This window comes from Neisseria sp. CCUG17229 (genome assembly GCF_047839235.1).
Taxonomy (GTDB): Bacteria; Pseudomonadota; Gammaproteobacteria; order Burkholderiales; family Neisseriaceae; genus Neisseria; species Neisseria brasiliensis.
This window is the reverse complement of sequence record NZ_CP181247.1, coordinates 1,635,329-1,655,189: the sequence shown is the minus strand read 5'-3', so window position 1 is coordinate 1,655,189 and position 19,861 is coordinate 1,635,329. Positions and strand designations below refer to the sequence as shown.

Annotated in this window: 17 protein-coding genes; 5 read left to right on the top strand and 12 right to left on the bottom strand. The window is 51.9% G+C overall.

Features of this window, described 5'->3' with window-relative positions:
- Positions 1–46 precede the first annotated feature (46 nt).
- Complete coding sequence (yegQ, locus tag ACM67B_RS07915) at positions 47–1,402, bottom strand: tRNA 5-hydroxyuridine modification protein YegQ (RefSeq protein WP_416189157.1); 1,356 nt, start codon at positions 1,400–1,402, stop codon at positions 47–49.
- A 609-nt stretch (positions 1,403–2,011) separates the two neighbouring features.
- Here yegQ and ACM67B_RS07910 point away from each other — a divergent pair.
- Positions 2,012–2,758 carry an amino acid ABC transporter permease gene (locus ACM67B_RS07910; RefSeq protein WP_095502067.1) on the top strand — a complete coding sequence of 249 codons (747 nt, stop codon included), beginning with the start codon at positions 2,012–2,014 and terminating at the stop codon, positions 2,756–2,758.
- Between the two features lie 74 nt (positions 2,759–2,832).
- Here ACM67B_RS07910 and ACM67B_RS07905 read toward each other — a convergent pair whose 3' ends face one another.
- The 9 genes from ACM67B_RS07905 to ACM67B_RS07865 form a co-directional block, all read right to left on the bottom strand.
- Positions 2,833–3,819 (bottom strand): aldo/keto reductase, encoded by a 987-nt coding sequence (locus tag ACM67B_RS07905; RefSeq protein ID WP_416189156.1) that lies wholly within the window; start codon positions 3,817–3,819, stop codon positions 2,833–2,835.
- Positions 3,820–4,132: 313 nt separating this feature from the next.
- Entirely contained in the window at positions 4,133–5,086 is a 954-nt protein-coding gene (locus ACM67B_RS07900) for a Gfo/Idh/MocA family oxidoreductase (protein ID WP_195690035.1), read from the bottom strand.
- Positions 5,087–5,302: 216 nt separating this feature from the next.
- Positions 5,303–6,157: a class III extradiol dioxygenase subunit beta gene (locus tag ACM67B_RS07895; protein WP_416189155.1), complete on the bottom strand. Its 855-nt coding sequence runs from the start codon at positions 6,155–6,157 to the stop codon at positions 5,303–5,305.
- 20 nt (positions 6,158–6,177) lie between these two features.
- Complete coding sequence (gene ligA, locus ACM67B_RS07890) at positions 6,178–6,573, bottom strand: protocatechuate 4,5-dioxygenase subunit alpha (protein WP_416189154.1); 396 nt, start codon at positions 6,571–6,573, stop codon at positions 6,178–6,180.
- Positions 6,574–6,677: 104 nt separating this feature from the next.
- A complete protein-coding gene (locus ACM67B_RS07885) occupies positions 6,678–7,601 on the bottom strand; it encodes an amidohydrolase family protein (protein ID WP_416189153.1) in 924 nt (307 codons plus the stop codon).
- 49 nt (positions 7,602–7,650) lie between these two features.
- Positions 7,651–8,820, bottom strand: a complete 1,170-nt coding sequence (pobA, locus tag ACM67B_RS07880) for a 4-hydroxybenzoate 3-monooxygenase (RefSeq protein WP_416189152.1) — start codon at positions 8,818–8,820, stop codon at positions 7,651–7,653.
- Positions 8,821–8,991: 171 nt separating this feature from the next.
- Positions 8,992–9,690 (bottom strand): 4-carboxy-4-hydroxy-2-oxoadipate aldolase/oxaloacetate decarboxylase, encoded by a 699-nt coding sequence (gene ligK, locus ACM67B_RS07875; protein WP_095502073.1) that lies wholly within the window; start codon positions 9,688–9,690, stop codon positions 8,992–8,994.
- A gap of 2 nt (positions 9,691–9,692) precedes the next feature.
- Positions 9,693–10,724: an amidohydrolase family protein gene (locus tag ACM67B_RS07870; RefSeq protein ID WP_095502074.1), complete on the bottom strand. Its 1,032-nt coding sequence runs from the start codon at positions 10,722–10,724 to the stop codon at positions 9,693–9,695.
- Between the two features lie 110 nt (positions 10,725–10,834).
- Positions 10,835–12,166, bottom strand: coding sequence for an MFS transporter (locus ACM67B_RS07865; protein ID WP_416189151.1), 1,332 nt, complete (start codon positions 12,164–12,166; stop codon positions 10,835–10,837).
- A 282-nt stretch (positions 12,167–12,448) separates the two neighbouring features.
- On the opposite strand from ACM67B_RS07865, the gene ACM67B_RS07860 reads away from it, so the two are divergent.
- Together ACM67B_RS07860 and ACM67B_RS07855 are read left to right on the top strand one after the other, a co-directional pair.
- On the top strand, positions 12,449–14,251 hold the full coding sequence (locus ACM67B_RS07860; protein WP_416189150.1) for an FAD-dependent oxidoreductase: 1,803 nt from the start codon (positions 12,449–12,451) through the stop codon (positions 14,249–14,251).
- Between the two features lie 58 nt (positions 14,252–14,309).
- Positions 14,310–15,128 carry a sugar phosphate isomerase/epimerase family protein gene (locus tag ACM67B_RS07855; RefSeq protein WP_416189149.1) on the top strand — a complete coding sequence of 273 codons (819 nt, stop codon included), beginning with the start codon at positions 14,310–14,312 and terminating at the stop codon, positions 15,126–15,128.
- 80 nt (positions 15,129–15,208) lie between these two features.
- Here ACM67B_RS07855 and ACM67B_RS07850 read toward each other — a convergent pair whose 3' ends face one another.
- The gene (locus tag ACM67B_RS07850; protein WP_416189148.1) at positions 15,209–17,155 is read right to left on the bottom strand and encodes a bifunctional sugar phosphate isomerase/epimerase/4-hydroxyphenylpyruvate dioxygenase family protein; all 1,947 of its coding nucleotides are present in this window, start codon (positions 17,153–17,155) and stop codon (positions 15,209–15,211) included.
- An 87-nt stretch (positions 17,156–17,242) separates the two neighbouring features.
- On the opposite strand from ACM67B_RS07850, the gene ACM67B_RS07845 reads away from it, so the two are divergent.
- Both ACM67B_RS07845 and ACM67B_RS07840 read left to right on the top strand, forming a co-directional pair.
- Entirely contained in the window at positions 17,243–17,599 is a 357-nt protein-coding gene (locus ACM67B_RS07845) for a helix-turn-helix domain-containing protein (RefSeq protein ID WP_416188879.1), read from the top strand.
- A 23-nt stretch (positions 17,600–17,622) separates the two neighbouring features.
- Entirely contained in the window at positions 17,623–18,396 is a 774-nt protein-coding gene (locus tag ACM67B_RS07840) for an IS3 family transposase (RefSeq protein ID WP_416188878.1), read from the top strand.
- Between the two features lie 83 nt (positions 18,397–18,479).
- Here the strand turns inward: ACM67B_RS07840 and ACM67B_RS07835 are convergent, their stop codons facing one another.
- Entirely contained in the window at positions 18,480–19,823 is a 1,344-nt protein-coding gene (locus ACM67B_RS07835) for an MFS transporter (protein WP_416189147.1), read from the bottom strand.
- Positions 19,824–19,861: the final 38 nt, after the last annotated feature.

Sequence of the window (19,861 nt, the reverse complement as noted above, 5' to 3'; positions counted from 1 at the left end):
CGTTGCACTTGAAATGTGAATGTAAGGGCCTTTTCATTTCACCCAATTAAGGATTCATAATCCGCGCCACTAAGGCTTTTTCTTTGCCCTGCATATTTGGGATTTTCACCTGAATACCGTTGCCCGGTGCCACATCCACGGCTTCGCCTTTGCGGGTCATTTGCTCAAGCGTGATGGTTTGGTTGCCAGTCGGGTGAATAATTTCAATGGTGTCACCCACGGCGAAACGGTTTTTCACTTCAACAGTCGCCCAGCCTTCGTGGTCGATTTCGGTGACATGGCCGACGTATTGGCTTTGTTTGGCAACAGAATGGCCGTTGAGATAGTTTTGGTAATCCTGCGTTTTGTGGCGCTCCAAGAAGCCGGAGGTGTAGCCGCGGTTGGCCAAGCCTTCGAGTTCGCTCAACAGGCTCAAGTCAAACGGGCGGCCGGCGACGGCATCGTCAATGGCTTTGCGGTAGCTTTGCGCCACGCGGGCAACGTAATACAGCGATTTGGTACGGCCTTCGACTTTGAGGCTGTCCACGCCGATTTGGGTAAGTTTGTCGACTACTTCGATGCCGCGTAAGTCTTTGGAATTCATGATGTATGTGCCGTGTTCGTCTTCCATAATCGGCATGAATTCGCCCGGGCGGTTGCTTTCTTCAATCAGGAATACTTTGTTGGCGGCAGGGTGGCGTTGCTGGCCGTTGATGCCTTCAAAGTTTTGGTTGGCTTCTTCCTGCGCTTTTTCAAAGTTGAAACCTTGCAACAGCTTGGCATCGCCCATGTCGTCGGTTTCCGAATCGTGCACTTTGTAATCCCAGCGGCAAGAGTTGGTGCAAGTGCCTTGGTTAGGATCGCGGTGGTTGAAATAACCCGATAATAAACAACGGCCTGAGTAGGCAATACACAATGCGCCGTGAATAAATACTTCCAATTCGATGTCGGGGCATTCTTGGCGGATTTCGGCGATTTCGTCCATGCTCAATTCGCGCGACAAGATGATGCGCTCAACGCCGATTTTTTCCCAGAATTTTACGCCCCAATAGTTGGTGGTGTTGGCTTGCACAGACAAGTGAATCGGCATATCCGGCCATTTTTCGCGCACGGTCATAATCAGGCCGGGGTCGGCCATAATCAGCGCGTCGGGCTTCATGGCGATTAACGGTTCCATGTCGGCTACAAAGGTTTTCAGCTTGGAGTTGTGGGGCAAGGTGTTGACGGTTAAGAAGAATTTTTTATTGCGTTCGTGTGCTTCTTTAATGCCCTGCGCCAACACGTCGAGCTTGGCAAACTCGTTGTTGCGAGCGCGCAGTGAGTAGCGCGGCGAACCGGCATACACGGCATCGGCGCCGAAATCGTAAGCGGCGCGCATGCGTTCCAAACCGCCGGCAGGGAGAAGTAATTCAGGTGCTTTCATCTTGTGTTCTTTGTTTTATAAATGTTTTCAGACGGCCTTGAAATACGTTGAGGCCGTCTGAAATAAAATTAATCGGAATGGGCGGATTATCCGCTTTTTTGCTGGGGGGGTCAATTTTCATTGGCGGCTTCAGCGTTGTTTTGCTTGGTTTTTACATATGAAATATGGTTGGTCAGATGAGATGGTTTGGGGGGGCAAGTGTAGGTCGGATACTTGTATCCGACAATTTTGATAGGCCGTTAAGGCGGCGAACCGATTGTCAGTAAAGAAGAAGGCAGAAGTTATCAGGCCAATTTGCGTGCGATGATTGCGACGAAAAGTAAAGGGGTGATTTTTTATGCCGTCTGAAAAGTTTTATCATTTTTTAGCATTTTAGAATGTCGGATACAAGTATCCGACCTACGCTTGATAGGGTTACTTTACATGGAATTTAAGAAGGGTTTTGCAAAGGTCTCTGCCTATATTAAATGTAAAAAGGCCGTCTGAAATCAAATTTGTGTGATAAAAGGCATTCAAAGTTTGTATTTTCTTGTAAAATGTCTGGTTTATTTGCCACGATTCAGCGCCATGCGGTTAAGGCGTGGTGCAAACTTCTGATAAGAGCGGGATATGGATTTTCGTTTTGACATTATTTATGAATATCGTTGGATGTTCTTTTACGGCGCGTTGACCACGCTGGGTTTGACTTTGGTGGCGACGTTAGGCGGCACGATATTGGGTTTGATTGGTGCGCTGGCGCGGCTGGTGCATTTTGAAAAAGGCGGCGTATTGCTCAAAGCAGTGGCATGGTTGTTGCGCACTTTGTCGCTGGTGTATGTGACGCTGTTTCGCGGTACGCCCTTGTTTGTGCAGATTTTTATTTGGTACTTCATTTGGGTGGTGGCGCTGATTCACCCGACCGACGGTTGGTTAATCAGCGGTGATGCAGCGGTGCAACTGCGTCGCGGTTATGGTGCGCTGATTGCCGGTACGCTGGCATTGATGGTGAACGCAGGCGCGTACATCACCGAGATTTTCCGCGCGGGTATTCAGTCGATTGATAAAGGCCAAATCGAAGCGGCGCGCTCGCTGGGCTTAACTTATCCGCAAGCGATGCGCTATGTGATTTTGCCGCAGGCTTTGCGCCGCATGTTGCCGCCGTTGGCCAATGAATTCATTACCTTGCTGAAAGACAGTTCGCTGTTGTCGGCGATTGCGGTGGCTGAGTTGGCTTATGTGCAAAATACGATTTCCGGCCGCTATTCGGTGTATGAAGAGCCGCTTTATACGGTTGCATTAATTTATTTGATCATGACAACTTGCTTGGGTTGGATCTTCCTGCGCTTGGAAAAACGTTATAATGTGGTACACCGTTGATTAAATGAATAGAAAAGGCCGTCTGAAACGTAAAGTTTCAGACGGCCTTTTATTTGGCTCAAAGGTCTCAGCTTTTAGAATTCTTCCGTGTCAATCTCGGTTTGCGTGGCGGCAGGGTAGCGTGCGCCTTTGACGCTGTGTTGGTTGATTAATTCGCCGGCTTGTTGCAACACGTCTGCGGCAATAGTCAAATCTGCGGCGGCGATGTTGTCGGCCAAGTGTTGAGGATTGGTGGTGCCCGGAATCGGCAGGATGTTGTCGGATTGTGCCATTAACCATGCCAAGCCCAGTTGGGCGGCGGTGCAGCCGGCTTTATCGGCGAGGGTTTGCAGTTGGTCGCGCAGTTGCAGGTTGGCAGGGTAGTTTTCGGCGCTAAAGCGCGGCATCGGGCGGCGGATGTCTTTTTCTTCCAAGGCGGTGATGTCGCGCAGATTGCCCAAGAAACCACGGGCAATCGGGCTGAAAGCGACAAAGGCGATGCCCAGCTCGCGTGTTTTGTCTAACACGGCGATTTCGGGATTGCGCGTCCACAGGGAATATTCGGTTTGTACGGCGGCAATCGGGTGCACGGCGTGGGCTTTTTCCAGCGTGTCGGCGGAAACTTCCGATAAACCGATGGCACGGATTTTTCCTTGCTCGACTAAGCGTGACAGGGCGCCGACGCTTTCTTCAATCGGCACGTTTTTGTCCCAGCGGTGCAGGTAATATAAATCGATGACATCGGTTTGCAGGCGTTGCAGTGATTCGTCGGCTTGGTGGATTAGGGTTTCGGGGCGGCCGTCGATAACGCGTTTGCCGTTGACACCGCCCATGCCGCATTTGCTGGCAAGGAAAATATGGCTGCGGTGGTTTTTCAGGGCTTTGCCGACTAAGGTTTCATTGGCGCCGAAACCATATAGGGTGGCGGTGTCGAAATGGTTGTAACCCAAATCGATGGCTTGATGCAGGAAATTGATGGCAGTTTGCTCGTCCGGTGGTGTACCGTAGGCGTGGCTGAGGTTCATGCAGCCGAGGCCGATGGGGTGGACAGGCGTGTTGTTGATAGTGCGGTTTGGTGACATGATGATTCCTTATGTGAGGCTGTCTGAATGTTTTTCAGACGGCATAGCAAAATACAAAAGGCACAGGCCGAGACCTTTGCAAAACTTCATTAGCCCGTAGCCAAAATCAAAACGGCCGTCATTCCCGCGTAGGCGGGAATCCATTTTTGAACATCACAAACTATTGAATAAAATAAGTTTCTGAAATTTTAAGATGGATTCCCGCCTACGCGGGAATGACGTTGCTTCTTTGTGCAATGGCTTTTCAGGGCATTTTGCAAAAGGCACAGGCCGTCTGAACGAATGGTGTTTCAGACGGCCTGCGGATATTGGATTAAGCCAACTGTTTTTCCAGTTCGCCCAATACTTTGTAGCATTCAATCACGCTTTCAACGCTGGAATTCGGCTGGCGGCCTTCGCGGATAGCGGCGAAGAATTCGCGGTCTTGCAACTCAATGCCGTTCATGGATACGTCCACATTGCTCACGTCAACCGGCTCTTCTTTGCCGTTGACCAAATCGTCGTATCGGGCAATGTAGGTGCCGTTGTCGCAGATGTAGCGGAAGAATGTGCCCAACGGACCATCGTTGTTGAACGACAGCGACAAGGTGCAAATCGCGCCGTTTTCAGCTTGCAGTTGAATCGACATGTCCATGGCGATGCCCAGTTCAGGGTGTTTCGGGCCTTGGATGGCGTTGGCTTTGACCACTTTGCTGCCGGTTTGGTATTGGAACAAGTCAACGGTGTGGGCGGCGTGGTGCCACAGCAGGTGGTCTGTCCATGAGCGGGCTTCGCCTTTGGCGTTGGTGTTGGTGCGGCGGAAGAAGTAGGTTTGTACGTCCATTTGCTGGATGTTCAATTCACCCGCTTTAATTTTGTTATGTACCCATTGGTGGCTTGGGTTGAAGCGGCGGGTGTGGCCGACCATGGCAACCAAGCCGGTTTCTTTTTGCACGCGCAACACTTCTTCGGCATCCGCCCAAGAATCGGCCAACGGGATTTCCACTTGAACGTGTTTGCCCGCGCGCAGACATTGCAGCGTTTGCTCGGCATGCAATTGGGTCGGGGTGCACAAAATCACGGCATCGACTTCAGGCATGGCCAAAGCATCGGCCAATTCGGTGGTGGCAAAACCGATGCCGTATTTTTCGGCCACGGCTTTGGTTTTTTCCAAATCGCGGCTGATGAGCGCGACGACTTCGACATCGGGAATGTTTTTGATGCCGTCAAGGTGTTTTTCGCCGAATGCACCGGCACCGGCCAGCGCGACTTTGATTGTTTGTGCCATAATCTATCCTTACTTTTTAGAAAATGAGTGGGGAAGGCCGTCTGAAAGTTTTCAGACGGTTAGAGACCTTTACAAAACCCTAGATTTGAGTGCAGTTCGAAGTTATAGCAGCGCAGAAAGCGCAGACATATCATAAAGATAGGCAAGCTTTCGAGCAGCGCATAACGAAGAAATGTGCCAAAGATAGGGATTTTGCAAAGGTCTCGGCCTTTGATATTACTTCTTAGGCGCTTCCAAAATCAGATGGCCGACAGCGGTATTCGACGCCGGAACATGATAGAAGCGGTGTTTCACGATAGGCTCTTCGCCTTCGTCACACATGGCGGCGCGGGCAATCAGCCACATCACCAATTCAATGCCTTCCGAACCGGCTTCGCGCACATATTCGACATGCGGTTTCTTCGCCAATTCTTTCGGGTCGGCAATCAAATCGTCTAAGAATTGGTTGTCCCATTCTTTATTGATCAAGCCGGCGCGCGGGCCTTGCAGTTGGTGGCTCATGCCGCCGGTGCCCCAGATGTGGACGTTCAAATCTTCATCGTAGCTTTCCACGGCTTTTTTGATGGCTTTGCCCAAATCGTAGCAGCGTTGGCCGCTCGGTACCGGATATTGCACCACGTTCACGTGCAGTGGAATTACTTTAACCGGCCATTTTTCGACATCGCCGAACATCACGGTCATCGGCACGGTCAGGCCGTGGTCAACTTCCATTTCGTAGCACAACGTCAAATCGAAACCTTGCTCGATCACAGAGTGCGCCAAGTGCGACGCGAAATTCTGGTCGCCCGGCACATTCGGCACAGGGCGGCGACCCCAGCCTTCATCGGAAGGTTGGAATTCTTCATTCATACCCAAGGCGAAGGTCGGAATCAGGTCGAAACCGAAGTTGTTGGTGTGGTCGTTGTACACCAAAATAATCACGTCGGGATTATTTTCTTTTTGCCATTCTTTGCTGTATTCGTAGCCGGCGAACACCGGTTTCCAGTAGTCTTCACCGGTTTTTTTCAAATCCCAAGCCACGCCGACGGCCGGAATGTGGGAAGTGTAAACGCTTGCGGTAATTTTAGCCATGTGGGTCTCTCCGGTTGGGATTATGGGTTTTCTTGTTCGTGTAAGTAACGGTTGCCTTCGATGCTGCGGCCGCCGTTGATCATCATGTTGCGGTATTCTTCTTCGCTCATGCCGGTCATGCTGCCCGCCATTTGTTGGAAGGTCAGGCCGTCGGTGGCACCGATTTTGGCCAACACGTAAATATTGCCGCCCAATTCCATGCAACGGTTTAAATCACGCGCCATCACGGCTTGTTTTTGTTCTTCACTCATCGGCCATTCGTCAAGATAGGCGCGCTCGTTGGCTTTGAAACGCTCGCGGTTGGCGGCAGAACGCAGCGACATACAGAATTGGTTGAGATGATATCCCTTGCTGGCCTGCTCTGAATCGAAAATGCGGGTGCCGGGAATGTCTTTATAAGGCTTGTTCAATGCCATGATGTGGACTCCTTTGTGAAATGTTTCAGACGGCCTGTTGATTTTATGCGTTTAAATATAACGCGTCCGTTTGGTGGGTGCAACCAAAGGCCGTCTGAAAGAGGTTAAGCTTGATATTCTTCCGGCCAGTATAAACGCATCGGATTATCGACCAACAGTTTTTGGCGTTCGGCTTCGGTCGGGGCGATTTGTGCCACCCAGTCAACCAGCAAACCGTCGTCCGGCATGTGGTCTTTTAAATTTGGATGCGGCCAGTCGGTGCCGAACAAAACGCGGTCGGGGAATTCCTGCATCAGGCGGCGGGCAAACGGCACGACATCGGTGTAGGCGTTTTGTTCGCCGTTGAGCGCTTTCGGGCCGGTGTTGCTCAGGCGTTCTGGGCAAGACAGTTTGCTCCAGAAATTCTCGTTTTCGCGCATGAGTTTGACAAATAATTCAAAATCACCGCCATGCGCAGGTTGGGCAACGTCAGGGCGACCCATGTGGTCAACCACTACGGTGGTCGGCAACGAGGTAAAGAAATCGTAGTATTCGGCCAAATCGGCAGCTTCGAAATAAATTACGATGTGCCAGCCCAGCGGCGCGATTTTGTCGGCAATGGTACGCAAGGCTTCGACCGGCGCGGTATCGACCAAGCGTTTTACAAAATTGAAGCGCACGCCGCGTACACCGGCGGCATGTAAGCGCTGCAATTCTTCTTCCGTTACATCAGCTTTCACCGTGGCCACACCGCGTGCTTTGTTGCCGGCGGTTTCGAGGGCATCGACCAAGGCGCGGTTATCGGCACCGTGGCAGGTGGCCTGCACAATCACGTTGCGTTCAAAGCCGAGCAAATCGCGCAGGGCAAACAGCTTTTCTTTGCCCGCATCGCAAGGGGTGTATTTGCGCTCAGGGGCGTAAGGAAATTTATCGCCCGGGCCGAACACGTGGCAATGGGCATCGACTGCGCCTTGCGGCAATTGCAGTTTCGGCTTAGACGGGTTAGGGTAGAAATCCAACCAGCCCGGTGTTTTTTCAAATGCGCTCATGAAATTCTCCTATGAGGCCGTCTGAAACGTTTCAGACGGCCTTTTTCTTTTAGTAAGGCAGGCCGACGTAGTTTTCTGCCAAAGTTTTGGCCGCGTTTTCGGTCAAATTCAATTGATTGAACTCGGCTTCCTGCATTTTACGTTCGAAATCGTCGCTGTCGGGGAAGGTGTGCAACAGCTTGGTCATGTACCAAGAGAAACGCTCCGCCGCCCACACGCGTTTCAGGCAACGCTCGGAATAGCCGTCGATGCCCGCGCTGCTTTGGTTGCGGTAGTAATCGTCAAACGCCTCGGCCAGACATTGCACGTCGCCTGCGGCCAGATTCAAGCCTTTGGCGCCGGTCGGTGGCACGATGTGCGCCGCATCGCCTGCCAAGAACAAAGATTTGTAGCGCATCGGTTCGCTCACGAAGCTGCGCAATGGGGCAATGCTTTTTTCCAAGCTCGGGCCGGTCACCAATTTGGCGGCGGTTTCGGCCGGCAGGCGGTTTTTCAATTCTGCCCAGAAGCGCTCGTCCGACCATTCTTCCACTTTGTCGGTCAGCGGCACTTGCAGGTAGTAGCGGCTGCGGGTGGTTGAACGCTGGCTGCACAACACGAAACCGTTGTCGTGTTTGGCGTAAATTAATTCGTCGGATACCGGCGGCGTATCGGACAACAAGCCCAACCAGCCAAACGGATACACGCGTTCGTAAGATTTCAACACATCAGCGGGAATGCTTTGGCGCGATACGCCGTGGAAACCGTCGCAACCGGCGATAAAGTCGCAATCCAAGCGGTGTTCTTCGCCATCTTTGGTGTAGGTGACATAAGGCGTGGTGGTGTCGATGTCGTGTAGGGCAACGTTGTCGGCTTCGTAAACGGTCACGCCGCCGGTGGCTGCGCGTGCGTCCATCAAATCGCGGGTGACTTCGGTTTGGCCGTACACGACCACGTTTTTGCCGACTTCTTTTTCAAAATCGATGCGCACATGTTGGTCGTTGAACAACAATTCCACGCCGGTATGCACCAAGCCTTCTTTGTGCATGCGCTCGGCAGCACCGGCTTTTTCCAAGCCTTGCACGGTGGTGTGTTCCAACACGCCGGCGCGAATGCGGCTCAATACATATTCGCCGCTTTTGCGCTCTAAAATTACATTGTCGATGCCGTTTTGATACAGCAATTGGCCGAGCAGCAAACCCGACGGGCCTGCGCCGATGATGGCAACTTGGGTTTTCATGTTTTTTCTCCTAAACTTGATTCAGCAGCTAGATCTCAATGTATGTTCAGGCGACCTGAGTAGAAGATGTGTGCACCGTGGCCGCTTTTTTATAGTGGATATGAAGATGTGGGTGTGTCGGGTGTTTCAGACGGCCTGATTTGATTGAGGCCGTCTGAAAACCTTGATGGCTTAGTCGATATACTTCAAGCCGGCTTTTTCCAAGCCTTCGCGCATTTTGTAGTAATCCAAGCCTAAAGTGCCGTTGGCGAAGATTTGGCGTTTGTCGCCTTCGTTGGCTTCGCGTTTTTCGGCGGCATCGGCAATTTCCATGGCGCGTTCGGCCGGAACCACAACCACGCCGTCGATGTCGGCCACAATCACGTCGCCCGGGTTAACCAGCGCGCCGGCACACACAACAGGCACATTTACCGAACCCAAAGTCGCTTTAATCGTACCTTTGGCGTGGATGGCTTTGGAAAACACCGGAAATTCCATTTCGGTCAAATCCGCCACATCGCGCACACCGCCGTCGATAATCAAACCTTTGCAGCCTTGTGCTTTAAACGAAGTGGCCAGCAGGTCGCCGAAAAAGCCATCGGCATTGTCGGAAGTGCAGGCGGCCACGGCCACATCGCCCGGCTGCAATTGCTCGGCGGCAACGTGCATCATCCAGTTGTCGCCCGGTTGCAGCAAAATGGTTACGGCGGTGCCGCAGATTTTCGCGCTCGGGTAAATCGGGCGCATATAAGGTTTCATCAGGCCGATGCGCCCCATGGCTTCGTGGATGGTGGCGCTGCCGAAGCGTGATAATTTTTCCACGGCGGCAGGGTCGGCACGTTTGATGTTGCGTTTCACCACGCCCAATTGATTCAGATATACGTCGGTCATGATTACAATCCTTTCGCTTTCAGGCGGGCATCCAAGCGTGGGAACACGCGGCGGGCGTTGCCTTCGTAAATTTGGTGTTTGTCTTCGGCTGAAATGTTGGCCGCTTCGATGTAGCGTTTGGTATCGTCGAAGTAGAAGCCGGTGCGCGGGTCGATATCGCGTACGGCGCCAATCATTTCGGATGCAAACAAGATGTTTTTGTTCGGCACCACGTCGAGTAGCAAATCAATGCCCGGTTGGTGGTACACGCAGGTGTCGAAGAAGATGTTGTTCAACAAATGCTCTTCCAATTCCGGCTTTTTCAGCACCATCGCCAAGCCGCGGAAACGTCCCCAGTGGTAAGGTACCGCGCCGCCGCCGTGCGGAATCAGGAAGCGCAGGGTCGGGAAGTCTTTAAACAAATCGCCTTGCAGCAATTGCATGAATGCGGTGGTGTCGGCGTTCAGGTAGTGCGCACCAGTGGTGTGGAAACAGTTGTTGCACGAGGTGGAAACGTGAATCATGGCCGGAATGTCGTATTCGACCATTTTTTCATAAATCGGATACCAGTATTTGTCGGTCAGCGGTGGGGAAGTCCAATGGCCGCCCGATGGGTCGGGATTCAGGTTGATGCCGACGTTGCCAAATTCATTCACGCAGCGTTCCAATTCGGCAATACAGGTTTCAATCGGCACACCTGGGCTTTGCGGCAACATCGCGACCGGCACGAAATTGTCGGGGAAGAGTTGCGACACGCGGTAGCACAATTCGTTACAAATTGCCGCCCAAGTGGACGATACTTCAAAATCACCGATGTGGTGCGCCATAAAGCTGGCACGCGGTGAGAACAGGGTCATGTCGGCGCCACGCTCTTTCATCAGGCGCAATTGGTTTTTTTCGATGGTTTCACGCAATTCGTCATCGCTGATTTTCAATTCGCTGGCTTTGGGCATTTGCGAAGGGTTGCCGATGGCGGCGATTTGTTTGTTGCGCCATGCTTCGAGTGAAGGTGGGGCAGTGGTGTAGTGGCCGTGGCAGTCGATAATCAGGCTCATGGGTTGCTCCTTGATGATTTTTTATAGGGTAAACAGGCCGTCTGAAAAGCGGCGTGTGGGTAGGGTGTTTCAGACGGCCTTGAATACAATAGGCCGTCTGAAAGTAGGGCTTAGCTGTCGCCATAGATTTTTTGTTTCAACAGCAGGCAAACTGTCATCACCAGCGATGGAATCGCCAAAATCACGAAAATGGTGACGAAATCCAGTTTCCATGCAATCAATTGGCCGGTTAAGAAGGTGCCGGCAATCGCGCCGAAGCGGCCGATACCCAACATCCAAGACACACCGGTCGCACGGCATTCAGTCGGATAGAATTTGGCAGCCAATGCAGGCAGGGAAGTTTGCGCGGTGTTTTGCATCACGCCGGCGAATAACACCACGGCAATCAACATACCCAAGCCTTGACCCAGCGACCAGCCGATACAGGCCACCGATACGGCAGTTAAGAAAGACAGGAATGCAATCAGTCGGTTACCGTTGAAGCGGTCCATCAAGTAGCCGCTGGCAATCGCGCCCAAACCGCCCAAGGCAAACAAGCCGGAAATACGCGGGCCCAGTTCAGGCGGCATATTCGCTTCTTTAAACAACACCGGCATCCAGTTGATCATGGCGTAGAAAATAATCAGGCCGCTGAAGTAAGAGAGCCACAGCAAAATCGAACCGGCGCGGAAGTGGCTGCCCAATACCATCGCCATTGGGTTGTCGGTTGTCTGTGCCGTATTTTTTTCAGGCAGCACAAACACGGCATTGCTCAAATCAGCTTTAGGATTAATGCGTTGCAGGATTTTGCGCACTTTCTCGGCCGGTTGGTTTTTAGACACCAAAAACGAAGCCGAACGCGGCATGATGAAAATCATCAATACGCCCAAAACCAAAGGCAAAAATCCGCACCAAAACATTGCCGTGCGCCAGCCGTATTCAGGAATGATGAATGAAGCAAAGAAACCGCCCGCAGCTGCGCCCACTGGGAAACCGCAATACATGGTATTCAGGATTAACGAGCGTTTGTGATCAGGACAGTATTCAGACAGCATCGCCACCGCATTCGGCATGGCCGCGCCCAAACCTAAGCCGGTGATGAAGCGCAAAATGGTCATCTGTGTCAAATCTTGGGCAAAAGCTGAAGCCACACAGAAGCCGGCGAAAATTAAAACAGAAGTAGTGAGAACGACTTTACGGCCGAATTTATCAGCCATTGGACCCGAAGTCATCGCGCCGATGGCCAAGCCGAATAGCGCGGCACTCAATACCGGTGCCAACTGGCTTTTTTCAATGCCCCATTCTTCCAAAAGGCTTGGTGCGACATAGCCGATGGCTGCAGTATCCATGCCGTCAAAAAAGGCAATCAGCAGACAGATGATAAAAATCATCCATTGATAACCGGAAAATTTGTTTTCATTTAAGAAATTTTGCACATTAATCGTGCGGCCGGTGGTTTCCATGAGTTTCTCCAAATGTTATTGAGTCACCTTGTAATCATTAGAAACCTAATGATTTATAGGTATGTTTTTGTAATTCCATTATTGTAGATAAAACTGTTAAGTTAAAGTATGTAACCTGTCTAAGAGTTATAACAAAAATGCATAACTCAAAGGCCGTCTGAAAGTAAATCTGCTATTCCAAAGCAGGGTTTATAGCAAAAATGGATAGATAAAACATAGGAGCTATAATTAAAATGATATGGTTTATATGAATGAATTCACTAAAATAGCAGTATGTTACAAATGATTACAGAGGTGGAAACCATGCAGCAGTCAGCACGCCAGACCATTGCCGATTGGCAGTGCGACATATTAATTGCCGGAAGCGGCGCGGGCGGATTGTCGGCAGCGGTGACGGCGGCGCATCACGGCTTGAATGTATTGGTGGCTGAGCGTGCGGCGACCTGTGGCGGCGCGACGGCGCGTTCGGGCGGCTGGGCTTGGACGCCGGGCAACACCTTTGCTCAGGCCGACGGCGTCAACGAGCCGCGCGATGATTTCCGCAGCTACCTGAAAGCCGTGATTGGCGAGCAGGATTACGACCACGAGCGCATTGAAATGTTTTTGGAAAATGTGCCGCACATGGTCAGCTTTTTCGAGCAGAAAACGCCGCTGAAATTCACACCCGGCGCAAAAATTTGTGATATTTACGGCCATCTGCCCGGCGCAGGTACCGGCCATCGTTCGGTGGCAGCGACACCGTTTTACGCCAAATCGCTGCCGAAACATCTGCTGGATATTCTGCCCGACCAATACAAAATGACTTCGTTTTGGGGCATGGGTATTATGGCGGGGGCGGATTTAGGGCATTTTCTCAACGCGATGAAAAAGCCGCAGAGTTTCCTTCATGCTGCCAAACGGTTTTCCATCCATGTGTGGGACAAAGCCGTACACAAGCGCAATATGCAGATGGTTAACGGCTTGGCGCTGATTGCCAAGCTGGTGCAGGCGGCTGATGAAAAAGGCGTGCGCATTGAAGTGAATACCGCCATCAAAGAGCTGATTGAAGATGAAAGCGGCTGTATTATTGGCGCTTATCTGGAGACGCCGCAAGGTTTGGTGCGCGTATCGGCGGCCAAAGGCGTGATTTTGGCCACCGGTGGCTATCCGGCCAATGTCGAGCGGCGCAAGAATTTTCCGCGCAATCCGAGCGGTGAGGAACATTGGACGCTGGCACCGCCTGAAGCAGATGGCGCCGGACTCGCTTTGGCCGAAAGCGCGGGCGGTTATTTAGACGATTCCGGCCGCTCGCCTGCAGCGTGGTGCCCGGTTTCGCTGGTGAAATTCAAAGACGGCAGCGAAGGCGTGTTTCCGCATATTGCCGATCGCGCCAAGCCGGGCATCATCGGTGTCTTGAAAAACGGTAAACGCTTTGTCAACGAAGCCAACGGCTATTACGACTATGTGACCGGTATGCTCAACGCGGTGCCGAAAGGTGAAAAAGTTGAATCTTGGCTGATTGGCGACAAACGCGCCGTGCGCAGCTATATGTTCGGTTATGCCAAGCCGCGCCCGATTCCGCTGCAAATTTACACCGACTATCTGCGCTGCATTACCGAAGCCGATACTTTGGATCAACTGGCAGAAAAATGCGGCATTGATCCGGTCGGCTTAATGCATACCGTGGCCGAGTTCAACCAAATGGCCAAAGCAGGCAAAGATACTGATTTTGGTCGTGGCGACACGCCGTTTAACCGTTCCGGCGGCGATGCTTCAACCGGTTTTCCCAATCCGTCGTTAGCACCGTTGGGCAAAGGCCCTTATTACGCAGTGAAAGTGCAGGTTGGCTCGTTCGGTACATTTGCCGGTATCGCGGTGGACGCATGGTCGCGCGTGTTGCGTTCAGACGGCAGCGCGGTAGCAGGATTGTATGCGGTCGGGCTGGATCAGAAATCCGTGTTCGGCGGCAATTATCCTTGCGGCGGCATCAACATCGGCCCAGCGCTGACATTCGGTTATGCTGCTGCCCGCCACATCGCCGGCGTGACTGCGTATGAAGACGATGGCAGCAGTTTCCCATCGGCAGATTATCAGGGCAGTTTTTAAGAGGAGGCTGCCTGAAGCTTCAGACGGCCTGACAACCATTTTTACCAAGGAGCAAACAATGAGCAAACGCCTAATCGGTATGGCGCCTTTGAGCGTATTGGGCACCGAGCCGGTGGATTTTATTCAAGCCACGGCGAAGACGGGTTTTGATTTCATCGGCCTGCGCACCCGTCCGGTGACTACCACCGAAAAAGACCTGAATCTGCTGCACAATAATCCGCGCATGAAAGAAGTATTGGCGGCCTTGAAAGACACCGGCATGAAGGTGGTCGATACCGAATTTTTAGCCATCGATGAACACGTTACGCCCGATGTTTGGCTGCCTATGCTGGAAGCCGCCGCGCAATTGGGTGCGCAAAGCCTGACTGCAACCATCACCGATCCGGATTTGGCGCGCGCGACCGATGTGATGGGACGCTTGGTTGACGATGCCAAACAATCTAATCTCATCATTACCTTAGAGCCGATTTCCTATCAAACCGTCAAACTTTTAACCGAAGCAGCGGATGTGGCCGAGCAAACCGGCTGTCAGGTATTGTTTGATACGTTGCATTTCCACCGTGCATTCGGCGAGCCGGAACACATTATTCCTGCCTTGCCGTATTTGGCCAATATGATTCAATTGTGCGACGGTGTGCTGGCCAAACGCGCCGATACGCGCGGGGGCTTGATTGAAGAATCGCGTGCCAAGCGCGGTGTGCCGGGCGAAGGCGATTTCAAATTGGCCGAATGCGTGGCCTTGCTGCCTGAAGACATGCCGGTGAGCATTGAAGTGCCGAATCCGAAATTTGCCGAATTGGGCTTGGAAGGCTATTTGCGCTATTTGAAAGCGGCGACCGAGCAGGTATTGGAAAAAGCGGCGGCTTTACGCGTTTAAGTGAATTATTTAAAAAAATGCCGTCTGAACGTGAAAAACGTTCAGACGGCATTTTTGATTGCGCTTATATCCAGCGGACATTATTCATGATGCTGTTTCCAATACAAATCCTGCGCCACCAACCGCACAGGGGCGTTGGCCGCGCCGTATTGATCGTAGCCGCCGCGACGTTCACAGATTTCAAAGAAAAAGCGGTTTTCAATCAATTGCGAATAAGCGTGCAGGAATTCACCGCCGTTGCCGTCGGCATCGTAGAGCAAATGATGTTCGCGCAAACGTTCGATGAAATCGTCGGCCAAACCGAATCGCGCCTGCAAATCGTTGTAGTAGTTTTGCGGGATGTCGAGCAGGTTGGCGCCGTTTTGACGCATAAAGGCCACGGTTTCAAAAATATCGTCGCTGGCAAAGGCGATGTGTTGCAGGCCGGCGCCTTTGTAGTTGGCCATTGAGCGCGATACCAAAGTGTTTTGGTTGTCGGAAATATTCAACGGCAGGCGGATTTGGCCGTTTTGGTTACGCAACACGCGGCTTTTCATCAGGCCGTAAGGGTCGGGCAGGGTTAAGTCGTTTTCGATGTCGAAACCGAATAAGGCGGAGAAATGCAGCGTCCAGCGATCCATCATGTCGTTGGGTACGCCATAAGCGGTGTGGTCGATGCGGCTGAGTTTCGGCTCTCCTTGGAATTTGGTTTTGTGGAAATCGACGCTGTAAATGTCGCTGTCGACAAAATACTGCAAACCGCCATTGGGCGAACGGATGGCGTGCACATGGCGCTCGTTCGGGCCGACTTTGCCTTGATAGAAAATATTGCCGTATTCGATGGCACGCTGATACATGGCTTCGGCATCGCTGACTTTATACGCTGCCGCGCAGACCGATGTGCCGTGTACGTTAAAAAACGCATCGGCCAAAGAATCCGGCTCGGCGTTGAGAATCAGGTTCACGCCGCCGTGTTGGTAGAGCGAAACGTTTTTGCTTTTGTGTAAGCCGGTTTTTTGGAAGCCGAATTGGCGCAGGATGTTGTCCAAACGCTGGGCGCTGGCATCGTTGACAGCAAATTCGACGAAATCGGTATCCTGAAATTCAGGCGCGGCAGGTGGGGTGAACAATTCGGCCGATACGGTCAGGTTTTGCTGTTTCAGACGGCCTGCGACTTGTTCTTCCAAATACAGCAGCGAGCGGATGGCATCGGATGTGGTCGATACGCCCGGCGCAGCGCGGAATTTGTCGTTGAACACTTCCAGCGACAAGGGGCCGGTGTAGCCGTTGGCAATAATCGGCGTGAGAAACGCGGCCACGTCCAAATCGCCTTGGCCGGGGAAATTGCGGTAATGGCGGCTCCACTCGAGTACATCCATTTTCATCAGCGGCGCATCGGCCAATTGCAGGAACACGATTTTTTCCGGCGGAATTTCTTTCAGACGGCTTAAATCATCGTTAATGGAAAGGGTGTGGAAGCTGTCGAGAATAATGCCCAAATTCGGGTGATCGACTTGTTTCACCAAATCCCACGCGTGGCGGTAAGACGAAACGTGTTTGCCCCAAGCCAAGGCTTCGTAGCCGACTTGCATATTGTGTTTGGCGGCGATTTCGGCCAGCTTGTGCAAATCATCGGCAATCAGGGCATCGTCGGTGCTGGTGTTGGGCAAAACGTTGCTGCACACGAGCAGGCGGTCGGTGCCCAGTTGCGCCATCAATTCAAATTTGCGCTCGGCACGGTTGAGCTGTTGCGCCAATTTGTCACGCGCACCGCCTTCAAAATCGCGAAACGGCTGAAACAGCATGATTTCGAGATTCAGGTCTTCGCACATTTTGCGGATGTCGGCAGGCGAGCCGTTGAAATACAGCAAATCGTTTTCAAAAATTTCCACGCCTTCAAAGCCGACGGCGGCAATGGCTTGCAGCTTCTCGGGCAGGGTGCCGCTTAAAGATACGGTGGCGATACAATGTTTCATGATGTGGCTCCGTTGGCCGCGTGGGCGGCGTGGGTGATTCGGGAAAATATGCTGGGTTTGCCATTTAGGCATAACCGTGTGGAAAGGCCGTCTGAAAAGAATGAACTGCACCCCAAAAGTTGGACACTTCCCCCCAACTTAAAAAGGTGCAGTTTTCTTATGTCCAAATATACACTAGACTTCAAATACCGAGCCGTACTCCATTACCATCAAGTGCACAGCCAACAGCGTACCGCAGACCATTTCAACGTCTCACGCACCCACCTGCGCCGTTGGATTGCCGCCTACCGTCAAGGCGGTATAGCCGCACTTCAGCACCCACAGGCTACGCTTATGAAGACTACGCAGACCAAACGCAACAATCCCTTTATCGTCGACAAACCCGACCATGAAAAAACTCAGGCAGAGCTGATTGAAGAGTTACGCTACATGAGGGCGGAGATCGACTACCTAAAGCACATGAAAGCCCTCAACGAAAAGAACGCCACCAAAGTTGCGAAACCGTTCAAACGCTGAGGGCGAAGCACCTGCTGAAATACTTGTTGCACAGTGCCGGCATACCCAAAAGCAGTTTCTACTACCACATCGGTAAATCCGATCCCGATATGGAAGCCAAAGCGGCGGTGAGTGAAGTTTATCACCAACACAAAGGTCGCTACGGCCAACGGCGGATTGGAGCTGTATTATCGTGGAATAAAAAGAAAGTGCAGCGTATTATGGGATTATTGGGTTTGAAAGCCAAAGTGCGCAACAAAAAATCCTATCGTCCGCAAGTTATAGGAGAGACGTCGAAAAACATCCTTAAGCGTGCATTCACTGCTGATAAAGCGGGAGATAAATGGTTGACCGATGTGACCGAGTTTAAATGCACCGACGGCAAACTGTACTTATCGCCGATATTGGATGTATTCAATCGTGAGATTGTGGCTTATGAGCTCAGTAGAAAGCCGGACAGCAAGATGGTCATGCAGATGCTGGATAAGGCATTCGGCCGTCTGAAAGGGCAGACCCCGCTGCTGCATTCTGACCAAGGTGTGCTTTACCGAACTCAGGCTTATCGGGAAAAGCTGGCGGAGAAAGGCATTGTGCAGAGCATGTCGCGCAAAGGGAATTGCTGGGACAATGCACCGATGGAGAGTTTCTTCGGGACATTAAAAGTGGAAAGCTTCTATCAGGAAGGTGTGTTATCGGTGGCAGAGTTGACCAAAGTGATAGATGATTACATACGTTACTACAATTATGAACGTATTAGTTTGAATTTAAAAAAGCTGAGTCCTGTGGCTTACAGGACCCAGCTTGAACAGGCTGTTTGAGAAAGATTTTTAATTTGTCCAAGAATTGGGGGACAGTTCAGAATGTTTCAGACGGCCTATTTTAACGACTTATTTCAACACGCTCAAACTTCAGCGCTCGGTTGGTTGCGATACAAGATGTATTTGATGGTCAACGACACGGCAATCAGCAGAGCCGGTACGGTCAAAGCCATCGCCACGGTTGAGAAATTCCAGCTTGCATTCAACATCCATGCGCCGGCAAATGCGGAAATAATCGCACCGGTGCGGCCGATACCGTGCATCCAGCTGTTGCCGGTCGCGCGGGCGCTCAATGGGAAGAAGTTGCTCGACAAGGCGTTCATGCCGGTGCCGCCGCCGTTAAACGCTGCACCGATGTAGAACGAGGTGATACACAACAGCAGATATTCCGCACCCAAGCTGCTCATGAACACCAATACTACTGCGCCGCTGACGTAAGAGAGCGCCAAGACGCGGTGTGACTCGAAGCGGTCCATAAACCAGCCCAGCATAATCGAACCCAACGGGCCGCCCAATTGGAACATAGCAGAAATAATCGATGCTTGCGCCGCAGTCATGCCGGATTCTTTAATCATGGTCGGCATCCAGCTGCCCAACAGGTACACCAAGAACAAATGGCTGAAGTAAATCACCCACAGCAGCAAGGTGCCTTTGGCGTAGTGATGGTTCAACACGGTTTTAATCGGGTTTTCATTGCTTTGCACCGTTTGCGGTTTAGGAATGAAGAAAGTCGATTGCTCAGTGGTGCTGCCCGGGGCGCATTGCTCCACGATTTTGCGGATTTCTTGACGGTCGGCACCTTTGTGCACCATATACGCCAGCGATTCCGGCAATTTGAAAATCATAAACAGGCTCAACAGAATCGGTACGATACCGCCAAACCAGAATACGCTCGGCCAGCCCCATTGTGGAATCATCCACGCTGCCAAGAAGCCGCCGCCAGCCGCGCCGACGGTGAAACCGGCAAACACGATGGTCACCAACAGCGAGCTGCGGTGTTCAGGTGAATATTCTTTGGCCAAGGTCGCCACCATCGGCATAATGCCGCCCATGGCAAAACCGGCGATGAAGCGGAACACAATCATGTGCCAAATTTGTGTGGCAAACGCCACCAGCAGCGTGAATAAACCGAAAATAAACACGCTTACAATCAATACTTTGCGGCGGCCAAAGCGGTCACCCAACGGGCCGGCTGTCAGTGCGCCGAAGGTCAGGCCGAAGAGGGCGGCACTCAATACCGGCGCCAAATCGTTGTTGGACAAATTCCAAGCTTCTTTCAGGCTTGGGCCGACGAAGCCCATAATCACCACATCGAAGCCGTCCATGACCACAATCAGGAAGCAGAGGAAAATCACCAATTTCTGGTAGGTACTCACGCCACGGCTGTCGAGTAGCTCGCGGACATTGATTTCATGATTTTGCGACATTTGGTTTCTCCTTATTAATCGCGTTTTTCTTATCAAGC